Below are 15,146 nucleotides of genomic sequence, written 5' to 3'. Positions count from 1 at the left end.
CCTCCTTCTTTTTGGGGCTGAATCTCTTTTCACTTACGAATAATCCTTACAAAAAAATCCATATACAAGGCTGATTTACTTAACAATTTAGGATATACTAAATAGAAAAGGCTTGTAGATTATCATTTGTACAAAATGTATATTGCACATTTATTTACCAATAATCTATAAGCCTAAATTTATTTTTTATTCGATTGTTTTATTCTTCCCCTACCTTGGCAAGTGTGGAAGAACCTCCTCTCTTTAATTATGAATTCTACTTTCGACTAATCAAAAGTAATCATTTTCTATGATTTTCGAGATTTGATTTTCGAGATTTGATTCCCCAAACTCCGCAAACCCTTGATTTTAAAGTATAAATCGGGGCAACAGGATTTGAACCTGCGACCTCACGGCCCCCAGCCGTGCGCGCTACCAAGCTACGCCATACCCCGCAACAAAAGAAATTATATCAGAAACCTCTCTGGAATGCAACCTGTTTTTTCCCAAGCTTCTTCCCAAATGTTAATTTCAAAAAAATCCCATCTGATCATAAAATCAGATGGGATCCATATCACAAAATTTCCTGCTGGCGCAGTAAATGTCGTTCCTCATCGGAACCTCAGACTCCGCTTACGCTACGCCTGAGTATCGCAAAATTTCCTGCTGGCGCAGTAAATTTTGCTTAGTTATTAATAAGTTTATCCTCGCCGTTCCAGCTGTAGAGTTTACGGATCTCCTCGCCGACTTTCTCAGACTGATGCTCAGAAGCTAATTTTCTCATAGCCTTGAAGTGTACCTGAGCGCCTGCATCAGACATGTCGAGTAAGAACTCTTTAGCGAATGTACCATCCTGGATGTCAGAAAGTACTTTCTTCATTGCTTTCTTTGTATCCTCTGTGACGATCTTCGGTCCTGTTACATAGTCACCATACTCAGCTGTGTTGGAGATAGAATATCTCATTCCAGCGAAGCCTGACTGATAGATCAGGTCAACGATCAGTTTCATCTCATGGATACACTCGAAGTATGCGTTTCTTGGGTCATAACCAGCCTCAACAAGTGTTTCGAAACCAGCCTGCATAAGTGCACAAACACCACCGCAAAGTACAGCCTGCTCACCGAAGAGGTCTGTCTCTGTCTCTGTACGGAATGTTGTCTCAAGAACACCAGCTCTTGCTCCACCAATTCCAAGTGCATATGCAAGTGCGATATCCTGTGCTTTACCTGTAGCATCCTGCTCTACAGCTACCAGACACGGAACACCCTTGCCAGCCTGATACTCACTTCTTACTGTGTGTCCAGGTCCCTTAGGAGCGATCATTGTAACATCAACATATTTCGGAGGTTTAATGCATCCAAAGTGAATGTTGAAGCCGTGAGCGAACATAAGCATGTTGCCTTCTTCAAGGTTTGGCTCGATGGACTCTTTGTAAAGCTTAGCCTGTTTCTCATCGTTGATAAGAATCATGATGATATCTGCCTGTTTAGCAGCCTCTGCTGCTGTATATACTTTAAAGCCCTGCTCCTCAGCTCTTTTCCAGGATTTGCTGCCTTCGTACAGACCGATAATGACATCACATCCGGAATCCTTTAAGTTCAGAGCATGTGCATGTCCCTGGCTTCCGTATCCAATAATTGCAATTTTTTTACCATCCAGTAAGCTTAAATTACAATCTTCCTGATAAAAAATCTTGTTAGCCATTTTACTTTCCTCCTCTGATGTTTATCACATCTTCTTCATAAAAATTATTTATCGTTAAGAGAGTGGCTGCTCTCCTAGCAAACATGTAACTCACAGGAAACGCACATCTTCGCTTCCGCGGGATAATCCTGTGATTCCTGTTCTTGCAAGCTCGAGAATCTCATAGTCAGCCATCAGCTCAACAAAAGCCTTAAGCTTGTTCTGGCCTCCCGTCATCTCCATGATAAGAGAATCCTTACTTACATCAACTACTTTAGCACGAAAGATATCTGCAATCGAAAGTGCTCCCTGTCTCTGCTCCGGCTTCACTGCAACCTTGACAAGCATCAGCTCCCTGGCCACACTGTCATCCGGCTTCAGCATCTTGACATCTCGCACATCTTCCTGCTTCGCCAGCTGCTTGGTGATCTGCTGCATCATCTGATCATCTCCCTCGCAGACAACCGTCATACGGGAATATCTGTCATCTGCAGTCACACCTGCTGTAATGCTGTCGATATTATATCCACGGCGGCTGAAAAGGCCAGCCACACGGCTAAGGACTCCGGAAGTATTATCCACAAGAATGGATAGTATTCTCTTTTCCATTAATACACCTGCTTTCAACACTTTATGTATAGAAAACCAACTTCGTCAGTTAACGCTTTAATCTAATAAACATTGCTTTCTTATCATTATAACAACTTCGGAAATTTTGTCAATCAAAATTTCTCGTAAAATGCCTTCAAAAATTAATAAGAAGCATTTTGGAGTGTCAGATCAGATATTTGTTTCGAAGCTCTTCGAGTGCTTTGGGTGTCAGATAAAGCTTCTTCCGCAGGAACTTTTCCACACCGCCATTTTCTTTTTCGATCACATCGAATACGGTATTGATATAAGATTCTTTTACCTGGTAAAAGGCTGTCAGATTTTCAAATTTCTGGATGTTTTCCGGACGATATGCGCGATAAAGTCTGTGCATATATTTAAGTTCTTCCTCAAAGCAGGGATTTGATCTTATAAAATCTTTCCGGATAGTCTCCTTCGAGACACCCAGCGCAAAAAGAAGCAGTGCAGTTCCTACGCCTGCCCGGTCTTCTCCTGTTGTACTGTGAAAAACAACTGCTCCGTTTTTTACATGAAGAAGGACATCCAGAAAACGTGCATACTGTTTCAGGGAATATTCATCAGTAAGGAAGCTGCGATATCTGTCCTGCATGTACTTGTCCGTATCTCCATAGCAGGACATCACCTGTTCGAAAAAACTTCTTCCTCCGCTCTCCTCATCCAGAATCGGAATATGATAATATTCTACCCCTGCCATGATATCATCCGGTTTTTTCTTTACTTCTGCTGCTGACCGGAAATCGATCACTGTTTTTACATTATATTCTTCTGAAAGAATACGGCTGTCTGCCATGGAGGCATGATAGATCTCACCGCTTCGTAAAAGCTTTCTTGGCAGAATATGCGAACCGTCCTCAGTCATCAGTGCCCCAAGATCTCTGGTATTGGGAAGGTTCTGCAGTGGCAGCCTGCTGCCCTTTGGAAAACCTACTGCCATATCCGGATTCAGTACCTTAAGAAGTCTGAGACAATCCTGAACCTCCTGTTCTGTCATATCGAATTTATAACGTTTCTGACGTCTTGTTATAATTACCAGATAGTTGATGATCAGCTGCTTCTCTCCCGTTCTATCCGCGCCTTCCCTACGCATATATGCCCAGAGAATGTCCTTGCATGGAAGACTGTTCAGCATCATATGTCTGTTAAATACAAAAAAGCCATCCTCGATCCGTATCTTTCCGTATCTCATTTCTTTCCTTTCTCCTTCTTAAACCCTGTGCCGTTTTTGACAATACTGTTTATCATACCAGAAATTTACAGTTCCGTACACCTAGTTTGACAATTTTCGTGGATTCGATATAATAAGTGGATATATTTTACCCCAAGGAGGCTTTCTTTATGGAAAATCTTATTTTCTGTCTGAATGCTACCATACCGATTTTTTTCACTCTGCTTCTTGGATATTTTTTCCGCAGAATCGGACTTTTTGATGATGCTTTCGTCAGCCGTATGAATAAATTCGTATTTGTGGCAGCTCTGCCTGTTCTTCTGTTTCAGGATATTGCTCAGGTAGATATTTACAAGGTCTGGGATCTGAAAATGGTAATCTTCTGCTTCGTGATCACTTCTTTAAGCATTACAATTTCCGTTCTTCTGTCGCTGTTTCTTCATCCGTCAGATATCCGCGGTGAGTTTATCCAGGCTTCTTACCGAAGTAGCGCCGCGATCCTGGGAATCGCGGTTATCCAGAATCTTTATGGAAACGCAGGTATGGCACCTCTGATGATTATTGCCAGTGTGCCCCTCTATAATGTGATGGCTGTTGTTGTGCTTTCTGTATTTAAGCCCGGACAGGGCCGGCTGGACCGTACCGCCCTTAAGAAAACCCTGAAGGGTATTGTAACCAATCCGATCATCCTAGGCATTGCAGCAGGCATGGTCTGGTCTCTTTTACGGTTTCCGTTTCCAAAGATTCTGGATTCCACAGTCGGCAACCTTGCAAAAACAGCAACCCCTCTGGGACTGATGGCTATGGGAGGCTCTCTCCGTTTTGGAAAAGCTTTTTCCAGACTGAAAGCATCTGTCGTGTGTACCTTTATGAAGCTTGTAGGATATGAAGCACTCTTTCTTCCTCTTGCCATTTCCCGTGGTTTTACCAGGGATAAGCTTGTTTCCATTATCATCATGCTTGGCTCTGCCAGCACTGTAAGTTGTTTTGTCATGGCAAAAAACATGGATCACGAAGGCTCTTTTACCTCCGGTGTTGTACTTCTCACAACGCTTTTGAGCTCTTTTACCCTGACTTTCTGGCTCTTTATCTGCCGGAATCTCGGGCTTGTCTGAGTTTTGAAATTTCGGCTGTCCTGATTCAGACAAAAAATTCATTAAAAATACGGCAGGAACCTGTCCCGTGTATCGACTCCAAAAAGCTAGACTTCTTGGGGCCGTCTCACTGTTTACAGTTCCCGCCGTATTTTTATGTACATATCTAATCAGATCAGCTTCAGATACCTTAATCCGTCCCGTATTCCATAATGGAACATATCGGAAGTTACATAGTCTGCAAGCTCTTTGATCTTCGGAGAAGCATTTCCCATGGCAACCTTCGTTGCTGCATATTCAAACATTGCCAGATCATTATTGCTGTCTCCGAATACTATGGTATCCTCCCACGGAATGTCAAATAGCCGGATCACCGTTGCAATTCCCACGGCCTTGTTGAAGCCCTTTGGCACAAGCTCAATGGTATTTCCCACAAAAGAGCTGCTGCCCTCATGACGGATAATGTCATAGTACTCTCTCAGAATGGAAAGGGCTTTTTCCGCATCACAACCGGGCATCATTTTTGCGCTGATCTTGTTGATCTGCATATGGTCTTCGTTTCCCCGGATCGGACGCCATCTCTCTCCCAGTGTTTCCGTGATCAGGCTGGCATACCAGTTCACATCATCTGTATATTCATCCTTGTCGTAATACATATAGTATGCGCCTTCCATTACAGGAACCAGACCATATTTTCTCAGCACCTCCACGGAAAGCTTCGCGATCTCCGGAGTCATCTCTTTGTTAAAAAGACGCTTCCCGTCTTTCTCAATGGTAGAGCCACAGGCACTGATCATTCCGGTAAAGGGAATCTGCTCCAGATAACCGGGAACAAAAGCTCTGCTTCTTCCTGTACACAGCCAGGCTTCATGCCCGTTATTCACCAGTGCTCGTATTGCCTCAAGTGCACTGTCCGGCACGCCTTTTTTCATATCGCAGACTGTTCCGTCCGCATCAAAAAATACTGCTTTTCTGCTCATATCAAAAATCCTCCGCCTTATCTGTAGAATACACGTGCCGCGCGTACCAGGCTCTCTGTATCCTTCACTCCGGCCGTCTCGTAAGCCGAATGCATGGCCAGCTGCGGAAGTCCGATATCAACGGTATTCATAGCTGCCTGTGTGTTAGAAATATTTCCAAGTGTGGATCCGCCTGCAATATCTGAGCGGTTTACAAATGTCTGATACGGTACCTCCGCTTCTCTGCAAAGCTCTTTAAAGATTGCAGCAGAAATTCCATCCGTACAATACTTCTGATTCGCGTTATATTTGATCACGATTCCGCCGTTCATCACCGGTTTATTCACCGGATCCGCCTTATCTGTATAATTGGGATGAAGGGCATGGGCATTGTCAGCTGAGATCATAAAGCTCTCGGCAAGTGCCATCAGAAAGCCCTCATGATCGCCACCAAGTGCCAGATGAATCCGGTACAGTACATCCTTCAGAAATGCAGAAGCCGCTCCCTGTCTGGTAGTACTTCCAACTTCCTCATTATCCAGTACGCAATGGACTGCAATGTTTTTTTTCTTATCTGCTGTGAGAAACCCTTCCAGGGAGGCAAAAGCACATTGCAGATCATCCAGTCTCGGACTTGATACGAATTCATTTCTTGCGCCCCAGACAGTTCCAGGCATACGGTTATAAAGGAACAGATCCTGTCCCAGGACATCTTCAGGATGCACACCGGCCAGTTCTGCCATCATCCGTATAAAGCTGCCCTTTTCGCCGTTTCCGCTATACAGCGGAAGCATGTCTTTCTGTACATTATAATGATATCCGCCGTTGATATCACGGTTCATATGAATGGCAAGGCTTGGGATCATCACAAGATCTCTGTCCGCATCTACCAGCTTCTCGAGAATCTTGCCGTTTTTTCGCACGATCATACGTCCTGCCACAGATAGCGGACGGTCAAACCATGTGGAAAGGATCATTCCTCCGTAGCGTTCCACGTTCAGCTTCACATAAGCTCCGCCTACAGACATCTCCGGATTCTCCTTGATCTTAAAAGATGGGGAATCGCTGTGACTTGCAATGATATGATATCTTCTGGAATCATTTACCGGAATGGAAAATCCAATGATTGCAGAATGATTTCGCATGACAAAATATTTTCCGCCTTTTTCCAGTTCCCAGTGTTCTTCCTCTTTAAGCTCAGTAAAACCCTCCTCCAGAAAACGTTTTCGTGTTTCTTCTGCTGCCTGAAATGCAGTCGGGCTCTTGCTGATAAATTCCAAAAGTTTTTCTGTTGTTTCTTCGTACATGTGTTTTCTCCTCTGTCCAGCCTTTCAGAAAACGGAAGGCCGTTTTGCTACTGCCATTATACGGCAAATTACTTTTCAGAGCAATACTTTAACCGATCTGCTGAAAGATCCAGGATACCAGCGGAAGAGTTATAATGGCACATACTGTTGATACCAGAATTCCTCCCATTGCATAATCTCCGTCCGAACCGGAAGCATTTGCCATCATGACCACGGAGGACATTACCGGCATAGCTGAGGTCAGAGCCATTGTCATTCGGATATCTGCTGCAACAGGGAGTAGTCCCAGCAACAGATAAAAGAGCACCGGAAATACCAGCATTTTTACAAGAACGATCCCATAGTAATCCGGTTTCCGGATAAACTTCAGCACATCTATGCAGGCAAAGATTCCTCCCAGATAGATCATAGCCAGAGGGGTTGCAGTTGCTCCCATTTTCTGAAGTGCAGAATTAAGGATCTCTGGGATCTGTATTCCCGCAAGTACACAGATCATTGCCAGAACGATCGCCACAGTTACAGGGTTGATAAGCTTTTTCGGATTAAATGCCGCAGCCTCTTTTTCCGGAGAAGTCAGCTTCACGCCCAGGGTCCAGAGCATTAGCTGATCAATAATCGTGAAAACAGATATGTAAAGCATTCCTTTTTCCGGATAAATACTGATCACAATGGGAATTCCCATAAATCCCACATTTCCAAACATGGTCATAGCCCGATACAGCTGCAGATGATCTCCCTTCAGATGAAAAACATTTGCAGATATTTTTCCAAGAATCAGAAGTCCGATATACATGGCTGCCGCAATTCCCAGAATGGGCAAGGATGCAAGAAATGTTTGGCGGTCTACGCCATTAACGGTATTGACAAAGATCATTACCGGCAAAGCCAGATTGATCACGAAGCGGGAAATTACTTCCAATGTTTCCCTGGTCAGTACTTTGGTGCGGATCAGAATGATTCCGGTGATGATATAGATCACGAACATTCCAATCTGCTGTAACAAGACAGTTAATGTACTCATTTTTTTAAGTTCTCCTTTTTCTCGAAAATATGTGAGAATAATTTTGGGTCATTATAACATTACAGAGTAATTTTCTATGACATAAAAAATAATGCACCCGGGAACTGACTCCTGTCAATCCCTGCGATGCATTATTTTACAGAAAATGTTTTATGCTTGTGCGTTTTTCCGTACCCCAAAGTACTGCACTGCTTTGTCGCCCAGCTTATTTAAGATCATGGTATAAGCTGCTCCAAATACATTTGCGCCGATACGGAGCATCACAGCTGCCGGCATTCCGAACAGGCCTGATGCGATGGACAGGGCGCCAAAGGTATTAAACGCTGTCTGCCACGCATAACCTGCTGAATATCCTACTCCGATTCCGCCGATCATTCCGATATACGGATACATGCTTTTCGGAAGTACCAGATAGAGCACCACAAAGATCAGGCAGCCGACAATATTAAACAGCCCTCTTTTTCCAGCTCTGCCTTTACAGTCTTCTGTAAACGGAAGACATACGGACATGCAGGCGATTCCGGCCCACATTGCTCTTGGAAGTCCCAGCAGGGACATGATCAGCATGGCGCTGGAAACGATCAGCGTCAATCTCAAATACCATCTGCCTCTGGAGGAATGCAGATCAAATTCACGGAACAGATCCAGAAATGTTCTGCGGTACGGACGGTTTTTCTGATTTTTATAGAAAATCACCATGCAAAGAATCATTCCTACGAGAAGGCCTTCCACTCGAAGCACATATGCTCTGCCCGTGACATCGTATCCCATCAAAAGTAGATAACCCAGCACAAAGGTAGAATGATTATACATGATCACATTATGGCAGCCCAAAATCATCAGCAGCAGAATACATGCCGCATTGATAAAAAACGCAGGTACCGGTGACACCATGTTGGAAAGTCTCGGACCTATAATCAGAATTCCGAAGATTCCAGCTAGGGACAGAAGGCCATGTGTTGTTCGAATCCCGAAATCCGCCTGGCGCAGTACCAGCACAGCCAGAAGCACGGTAACACCTACCACACTGTTGTCATTTCCGGTTATTTTACTGTACAGTGTTACAACCGCCACGCAGAACACCATAACAAGATATACCTTAAAATTATAGATCAATATGTGTTTTCTTTTTTCTTTTGGGTCTGTAGTATTTTTGATCAGCTGTTTTGATCCGGTTGAGCTTAACTGCAGTTCCTGATAAAATGTCATTTCTCATCGCTCCTTTTTCCAAATATACAAACAGCCATTATACTTTGTTTGAATCGAAACGTCAAATGTTTTTTTATCTTAATTCTGCGATTCTGGTTACAGCTACGTAAATTTCCTGGATCTTATACCAGGTCGGATAATCCACCACTCCTGACGTTGGCAGTCCGAACACATTCTGAAATTTTTTCACGGAGGCTGCCGTCGCCTGACCATAAATTCCATCTACAGCTACAGACGGAATGGCAGGATATGCTTTTGCAATCGCATTAAGCTGTTCCTGTATCTGCTGCACTTTTTCCCCGGAAACGCCTATCGTCAGATCATAACCTGGCCAGGATGCTGGTATTCCTGAAACTGCCTCTGCCACGTTGATATACATATCATTTCCGTAAAAACTGCGGATGATCTCAATGGCCGAATATCCCTGATCCCCAAGTGCCTTGCTGCCCCACTGGGTCATCCAGCCCCGGTCTCTGCACTGTACCTGGCGTCCATCGCAGTACTGCGTCAGGATCGGCTGACGTACATCCGGTCTGGAAAGATAATTCTCAAAAAGTTCATCTACGATCCGGTCAATACTGTCAAAAATATTCCGGCCGTTAATCCATTTGTGATCATAGGCTGTGGAGGAGGTTATTGTGTAGTCAAAGCCTTTATTTCTATACCATTCAGTGTATACTCTGTTCAACGTAAACGACATGATCGCCAGTATGTTCGCCCGGATCGTATCATCCGGCCAGGTTGCGTAGATCTCACTGCTTGCCACGTTTTTGATGTAATCTTTATAGCGCACATAATAATTCTGCGCTGTAGTATCTCCTACCGGCCCATCATGTACTACGATATATTCCGGGATCACAACCCTGCTCAGAACGATCTCACCGGATTCATTGACCGGTTTGATCTCTGCCTCCGGATTTTTCGGCGGATATTCTCCAAACAAAGTATGCGGTCCAATTACGATCCGTTGAAAATCATCCGCCTGGCCACTCTGTCTTCTCAGCATTGCAGGCTGCTGTGCCGTTGTCTGAGGCAGAATCTCGGTTCCTGCTACTTCCTTTGGTTCAAAACCATCCGCACTGATCTGAACGGTATATTCTGAATATGGCTGCTGCTCCACCGGTTTCATGCTGTACTCCAGTGGAGGAGCAGCCAGTTCAAGCATCGGAGTCTTTCCAGAAGAATCTGTACGTACTTCCTCCAGTATATTATCCGGTACTCCCGTATAGGAAATCCGAACTCTGGCATTTTCTATTGGATGATTATTCACTCCGTCCTGTACTGTAATCTGAAGCCGTCCCTGATCCGGCATATCTTGCTGTATGGATGCATAAGAAGAATCTTTCATAAATAAAAACTCCTTTTTGTACCTTAAGGCATATGAACTCTCTGCTAGTATATGCATTCATTAAAAAAATGCTGCGGATCTTTCACATGAAAAGATCTCACAGCACTTATATGATATCCTGTTATATTTCGTTCATTCTGAACTTTTTCAAATAGTCTCTGTCAGAATATCTTCAGAATATCATTGTACATCACAACTACCATTAACGCCATCAAAAGCATCAGACCTGCAAAATGTACCATACCCTCTATTCGGCGGTTTATCGGTTTTCTGCGGATTGCTTCTATAATCAAAAATACCAGTCTTCCTCCATCCAGTGCCGGAAGCGGAAGTAGATTCATAACCCCAAGGTTTGCAGAAAGAAGCACTGCCATGTTCAGCATGTTCATCCAGAGCATAAGCGTTCCTTCACTCTTGGACTGCTCATAAGTATTACCGATCGCATCTGCAACCCCAACCGGACCACTCAGATCATTCATTCCAAGATGACCTGTCACGAGCTCCTTTAAACTGAGAATGGTCGTACGGATCATATATTTCACTTCCACTGCACCATATTTCAGTACATTAAGTCCGGAGGCTTTCTCACTGTAGGTATTATAACCGAATCCAGATACAGGTGTTCTGTATTCCTTCGGCGTAATCTCTGCTTCATATTCCAGACCGTCGCGCTCATACGTGATCATGACCGGTTCATTGGACAGCGGATGCTTTTCGATGTATTTTTCGTAGGCTTTTCCATCAAGGACTTCCACTCCATTGATTTTTGTGATCACATCTCCTGCCTCAAGTCCGGCTTCCTCCAGTGGCATTCCTTTGATCAGGGATTCTACTGTCATAGAGTTTTCATCGGAGCGGTTAAAGCCAAGAAGATACCTCACATTTACATCCGGTTTAAAGGAGATCTCCTGTTCCTTTCCGTCACGTTTTACCTTCAGATGAATAGTATCCCCTTCCTGAAGTTCATTCAGATACGAATACACATAGAGATCTTTTCCCAGATCAATATGGTATCCCTGATACTCGGTGATCACATCACCAACTTCAAGACCTGCTTTTTCAGCTGCAGAATCCTTCGTTACTTCCAGTACTGTAGCCGGATCATAACCTATACATCCTACAATGATCACAGACAGCACAAATGCCAGCAGAAAATTAAATACAGGACCCGCTGCCACAACAGCAATTCGCCCCCATACGGACGCGGAATTGAAAGTTCCCGGACCTTCATCCTCCGCATCCTCCCCAGCCATGGCACAGGAACCTCCCAGAGGCAGAAGTTTCCAGGAATAACGAGTACCACCTTTTACAGTACTGAGTATTCTGGGACCCATGCCAAGAGAAAACTCCAGCACCTCTATGTGATTCTTTTTTGCCAGGAGAAAATGCCCTAGCTCATGAATCAGTATTACAACGCTGAAAATAATAACAGTTATCACAAATCTCAATTTACCACCTGCTTTCGATCCACTGATAAGTATCCTGCTCTACTGATAGGATCTCATCCAGATCCGGGTGAGCAATTTTTTTATGTCTTTCCATAGACTGTGCAATAATCTCATAAATATCCAGAAAGCCGATTTTTTCTTCCAGGAATTTCTTCACAGCAAGTTCATTTGCCGCATTAAATACGGTCGGCATACTGCCGCCTTCACGGGATGCCTGAATTGCCATAGGAAGTCCCCTGAAAGTTTTCATATCCGGTACCTCAAAGGTTATCTCCCGGAGCTTTGTAAAATCAAGTCTCTCTCCATCCAGATATCGTCTGTGTGGATAGTATAATGCGTACTGAATTGGCAGACGCATATCCGGAGTTCCCAGCTGTGCCATGATCGCGCCGTCCTTGAACTCCACCATAGAATGAATAATGCTCTGTGGCTGTACAACAACCTGGATATGATCCAGATCCATATCAAAAAGCCATTTCGCTTCCATGACTTCAAGACCTTTGTTTACCAGCGTTGCTGAGTCCACAGTGATCTTCCGTCCCATTACCCAGTTCGGATGCTTCAGGGTATCTGCGACCGTAACATTTTTAAGTTCTTCTGTAGTACGGCCACGGAAAGGGCCGCCGGATGCCGTGATCAGAAGCTTATGGATCTCTTTTGGTTCTTCTCCGTGAATTGCCTGAAAAATAGCACTGTGCTCACTGTCTACAGGAAGAATGGAAACGCCGTATCCCTTTGCCAGCGGCATGATCAGATGACCTGCTGTGACAAGTGTCTCTTTGTTTGCAAGTGCGATATCTTTTCCGGCACGGATTCCCTCCATTGTCGGGCGGATTCCGATCATTCCCACAATGGCCGTAACAAGAATGTCAGACTCCGGCATAGCCGCAAGCTCCAGAAGTCCTTCCATTCCGCTGACTACTTTTGTAGAAGTATCCTGAACACGTACTTTCAGATCTGCCGCTGCCTCTGCATCCCAGACTGCTGCCATGAGCGGGTGAAATTCACGGATCTGCGCTTCCAGTTTTTCCACGCTCTTTCCTGCACTGACTGCAACCACACGAAGATCGTCGTTCTTCCGTGCCACATCCAGGGTCTGGGTTCCTATGGAACCGGTAGAGCCTAATATTGCAATATTCTTCATTTCAATGTCTCCTAAATTCCAAGAATCATTTTTGCAAGATAATAAATAACAGGTGCTGTAATGATCACACTGTCAAAACGATCCAGAATTCCACCATGTCCCGGGATCAGCTTTCCATAGTCCTTGATGTTCTGATTTCGTTTGATCGCAGATGCAGCCAGATCACCTACCATGGAAATCAAAGCTCCCACCGCACAGATCACAGCATACTCTGCCATTTTTCCATGTGTCGCTGTTGCATAGATCACTCCCAGAAGCGCTGCTCCTGCAACACCGCCTACTGCACCTTCAATGGATTTCTTCGGACTTAAGACCGGTGCCATCTTATGCTTACCAATAAGCATTCCCACACAGTAAGCACAGGTATCACAGCCCCAGGAGCAGAGGAATATCAACCATACCAGGAATTTTCCATCCGGAAGATTTCTGGTAAGATAAATGAACGACAGCATCACCGCCACATATATGACTCCGAAAAACGCCGCCATGACCTGCTCCGCACGGTATTTCGGATAGCCGAATACATAAACGAACAGAATCAGAATCAGGCTGATGATAACTGCCATAGTTCCAAAGCTTTCAAAATTAAACTCCATGGCAATATAATAGATCACAGCTCCAAGATATCCTACAAGCTCCAAAATCGTAAACTTTTCATCACTTACTTTCATTACCTTATAAAGTTCGCGCATTCCAATCAGTGAAACAGCAAGAAGTGTAAAAAACAGGATCCAGCTTCCGGAAATGATCGTGGCAAGGGCAATGATAACAAGGATGATACCGCTTATCAGTCTTGTCTTAAACATGTTTTATTCCTCCTTAACGCCGCCATAGCGTCTGTCTCTCTGATTGTACTTCTCAATGGCCTTGATCAGCTCTTCTTTGTTGAAATCCGGCCATGCAACCGGGGTAAAATAAAACTCGGAATATGCCAGCTGCCACAGAAGAAAATTGGAAAGACGCTGTTCACCGCTTGTACGGATCATCAGATCCGGATCCGGTGTTCCCGCAGTATCCAGATAGCTCGCAATGATATCCTCTGTGATACTCTCCGGCTCTACTTTTCCATCCTTTACATCCTGTGCCATTTTCTGCATCCCACGGCGGATCTCATCACGGCTTCCATAATTCAATGCCAGCTGGAAATAGATTCCGTCAAAATCTTTGGAGTATTCTTCCAGCTCACGGACACTCTGCTGGATATCCGGTGCAAATGCAGTGATATCACCGATAACTTTCATTCGCATATTGTTTTTCTTGGATATCTTGATGCACTTCTTAAGGTAGCTGCGAAACAGCTTCATCAGCGCTTCTACCTCATCCTTTGAACGTTTCCAGTTCTCTGTAGAAAATGCATATACGGTAAGATACTTCACGCCAAGATCTTTGATATCATAGCAGATGTTCTCAAGATTGGCACACCCCTTCACATGTCCATAGGTTCTTGGCATTCCACGTTCCTTCGCCCATCGTCCGTTTCCATCCAGAATGATTGCTATATGATTTGGTACGTTCATAACTTCTCCTCCATACAGAAAGAGAGCTTCTTCGAAGAAGCCCTCTTTCTCCTCTTATTTCTGAATTTATACTGTCAGAATCTCTTTAGACTTGTTCTCGATCGCCTTGTCAACTTCTTTGATGTATTTATCTGTGAGCTTCTGAACCTGATCCTCAAGCTCTTTGATCTCATCCTCGGATACATCCTGTTTCGCAAGCTTCTTAAATGCGTCATTAGCATCACGACGGATATTTCTCACTGCGACCTTTGCGCCCTCACCTTTTTTCTTGACATCTTTTACAAGCTCTTTACGACGTTCCTCTGTAAGCTCCGGGAACATAAGGCGGATTGCTTTTCCATCGTTACTCGGGTTCAGTCCAAGATCTGAGCAGAGGATTGCTTTCTCGATTGCCTTGATCATGCTGGATTCCCATGGCTGGATCTGAATCATACGTGCCTCTGGTACAGAAATGTTAGCTACCTGCTGAATCGGTGTCGGTGCTCCATAATAGTCTACTGTAAGCTTATCAAGAATATGCGGATTTGCACGGCCGGCTCTGATTGTTGCAAGCTCACTCTCCAAAGCATTCAGTGTTTTTCCCATTTTTGTTTCATATGCCTGAATTCTCTCATCCATTTCTCATATCTCCCTGTATGGTT

Annotated in this window: 14 protein-coding genes and 1 tRNA gene; 1 reads left to right on the top strand and 14 read right to left on the bottom strand. The window is 44.3% G+C overall.

Translation table 11 applies throughout. From position 1 onward, the window contains the following. Positions 1-360: 360 nt before the first annotated feature. The 4 genes from WMO28_RS12780 to WMO28_RS12765 all read right to left on the bottom strand — a co-directional run bounded on the left by WMO28_RS12780 (position 361) and on the right by WMO28_RS12765 (position 3,479). Positions 361-434 (bottom strand) — tRNA-Pro (locus WMO28_RS12780). 230 nt (positions 435-664) lie between these two features. After that, on the bottom strand, positions 665-1,684 hold the full coding sequence (gene ilvC, locus WMO28_RS12775) for a ketol-acid reductoisomerase (protein WP_349057192.1): 1,020 nt from the start codon (positions 1,682-1,684) through the stop codon (positions 665-667). A 90-nt stretch (positions 1,685-1,774) separates the two neighbouring features. Further along, entirely contained in the window at positions 1,775-2,272 is a 498-nt protein-coding gene (gene ilvN, locus WMO28_RS12770) for an acetolactate synthase small subunit (protein WP_349057190.1), read from the bottom strand. 166 nt (positions 2,273-2,438) lie between these two features. After that, entirely contained in the window at positions 2,439-3,479 is a 1,041-nt protein-coding gene (locus tag WMO28_RS12765; RefSeq protein ID WP_349057189.1) for a tyrosine-protein phosphatase, read from the bottom strand. Positions 3,480-3,628: 149 nt separating this feature from the next. Between WMO28_RS12765 and WMO28_RS12760 the strand changes: the two genes are divergently transcribed. Then, complete coding sequence (locus tag WMO28_RS12760; protein WP_349057188.1) at positions 3,629-4,573, top strand: AEC family transporter; 945 nt, start codon at positions 3,629-3,631, stop codon at positions 4,571-4,573. 149 nt (positions 4,574-4,722) lie between these two features. On the opposite strand, the gene WMO28_RS12755 is transcribed toward WMO28_RS12760, so the two are convergent. From WMO28_RS12755 to frr, 10 genes are all read right to left on the bottom strand, one after another. Continuing rightward, a complete protein-coding gene (locus WMO28_RS12755) occupies positions 4,723-5,532 on the bottom strand; it encodes a Cof-type HAD-IIB family hydrolase (RefSeq protein ID WP_349057187.1) in 810 nt (269 codons plus the stop codon). A gap of 17 nt (positions 5,533-5,549) precedes the next feature. Next, positions 5,550-6,818, bottom strand: coding sequence for a M18 family aminopeptidase (locus tag WMO28_RS12750; RefSeq protein ID WP_349057186.1), 1,269 nt, complete (start codon positions 6,816-6,818; stop codon positions 5,550-5,552). Between the two features lie 88 nt (positions 6,819-6,906). Continuing rightward, entirely contained in the window at positions 6,907-7,839 is a 933-nt protein-coding gene (locus tag WMO28_RS12745) for an AEC family transporter (RefSeq protein ID WP_349057185.1), read from the bottom strand. Positions 7,840-7,989: 150 nt separating this feature from the next. Next, the gene (locus WMO28_RS12740; RefSeq protein ID WP_349057184.1) at positions 7,990-9,048 is read right to left on the bottom strand and encodes an FUSC family protein; all 1,059 of its coding nucleotides are present in this window, start codon (positions 9,046-9,048) and stop codon (positions 7,990-7,992) included. Positions 9,049-9,121: 73 nt separating this feature from the next. Then, positions 9,122-10,396, bottom strand: a complete 1,275-nt coding sequence (locus tag WMO28_RS12735) for a peptidoglycan-binding protein (RefSeq protein WP_349057183.1) — start codon at positions 10,394-10,396, stop codon at positions 9,122-9,124. 161 nt (positions 10,397-10,557) lie between these two features. After that, the gene (gene rseP / locus WMO28_RS12730) at positions 10,558-11,835 is read right to left on the bottom strand and encodes an RIP metalloprotease RseP (RefSeq protein WP_349057230.1); all 1,278 of its coding nucleotides are present in this window, start codon (positions 11,833-11,835) and stop codon (positions 10,558-10,560) included. A 10-nt stretch (positions 11,836-11,845) separates the two neighbouring features. Continuing rightward, complete coding sequence (gene dxr / locus WMO28_RS12725) at positions 11,846-12,988, bottom strand: 1-deoxy-D-xylulose-5-phosphate reductoisomerase (protein ID WP_349057182.1); 1,143 nt, start codon at positions 12,986-12,988, stop codon at positions 11,846-11,848. Positions 12,989-12,999: 11 nt separating this feature from the next. Then, positions 13,000-13,794, bottom strand: coding sequence for a phosphatidate cytidylyltransferase (locus tag WMO28_RS12720; protein WP_178640908.1), 795 nt, complete (start codon positions 13,792-13,794; stop codon positions 13,000-13,002). A gap of 3 nt (positions 13,795-13,797) precedes the next feature. Then, positions 13,798-14,505 carry an undecaprenyl pyrophosphate synthase gene (uppS, locus tag WMO28_RS12715; RefSeq protein WP_178640912.1) on the bottom strand — a complete coding sequence of 236 codons (708 nt, stop codon included), beginning with the start codon at positions 14,503-14,505 and terminating at the stop codon, positions 13,798-13,800. Positions 14,506-14,571: 66 nt separating this feature from the next. Beyond that, a complete protein-coding gene (gene frr, locus WMO28_RS12710; protein WP_178640915.1) occupies positions 14,572-15,123 on the bottom strand; it encodes a ribosome recycling factor in 552 nt (183 codons plus the stop codon). Positions 15,124-15,146: the final 23 nt, after the last annotated feature.

Source organism: Blautia aquisgranensis (genome assembly GCF_040096615.1).
In the GTDB taxonomy this organism is placed as follows: domain Bacteria; phylum Bacillota; class Clostridia; order Lachnospirales; family Lachnospiraceae; genus Blautia_A; species Blautia_A aquisgranensis.
Note: the sequence above shows the minus strand (reverse complement) of the source record. Positions and strands in the feature narration are given on the sequence as shown.

Coding starts and splice junctions, on each gene's coding strand:
- ilvC (WP_349057192.1), bottom strand. CDS start 1,684: ATGGCTAACAAGATTTTTTATCAGGAAGATTGTAATTTAAGCTTACTG.
- ilvN (WP_349057190.1), bottom strand. CDS start 2,272: ATGGAAAAGAGAATACTATCCATTCTTGTGGATAATACTTCCGGAGTC.
- WMO28_RS12765 (WP_349057189.1), bottom strand. CDS start 3,479: ATGAGATACGGAAAGATACGGATCGAGGATGGCTTTTTTGTATTTAAC.
- WMO28_RS12760 (WP_349057188.1), top strand. CDS start 3,629: ATGGAAAATCTTATTTTCTGTCTGAATGCTACCATACCGATTTTTTTC.
- WMO28_RS12755 (WP_349057187.1), bottom strand. CDS start 5,532: ATGAGCAGAAAAGCAGTATTTTTTGATGCGGACGGAACAGTCTGCGAT.
- WMO28_RS12750 (WP_349057186.1), bottom strand. CDS start 6,818: ATGTACGAAGAAACAACAGAAAAACTTTTGGAATTTATCAGCAAGAGC.
- WMO28_RS12745 (WP_349057185.1), bottom strand. CDS start 7,839: ATGAGTACATTAACTGTCTTGTTACAGCAGATTGGAATGTTCGTGATC.
- WMO28_RS12740 (WP_349057184.1), bottom strand. CDS start 9,048: ATGACATTTTATCAGGAACTGCAGTTAAGCTCAACCGGATCAAAACAG.
- WMO28_RS12735 (WP_349057183.1), bottom strand. CDS start 10,396: ATGAAAGATTCTTCTTATGCATCCATACAGCAAGATATGCCGGATCAG.
- dxr (WP_349057182.1), bottom strand. CDS start 12,988: ATGAAGAATATTGCAATATTAGGCTCTACCGGTTCCATAGGAACCCAG.
- WMO28_RS12720 (WP_178640908.1), bottom strand. CDS start 13,794: ATGTTTAAGACAAGACTGATAAGCGGTATCATCCTTGTTATCATTGCC.
- uppS (WP_178640912.1), bottom strand. CDS start 14,505: ATGAACGTACCAAATCATATAGCAATCATTCTGGATGGAAACGGACGA.
- frr (WP_178640915.1), bottom strand. CDS start 15,123: ATGGATGAGAGAATTCAGGCATATGAAACAAAAATGGGAAAAACACTG.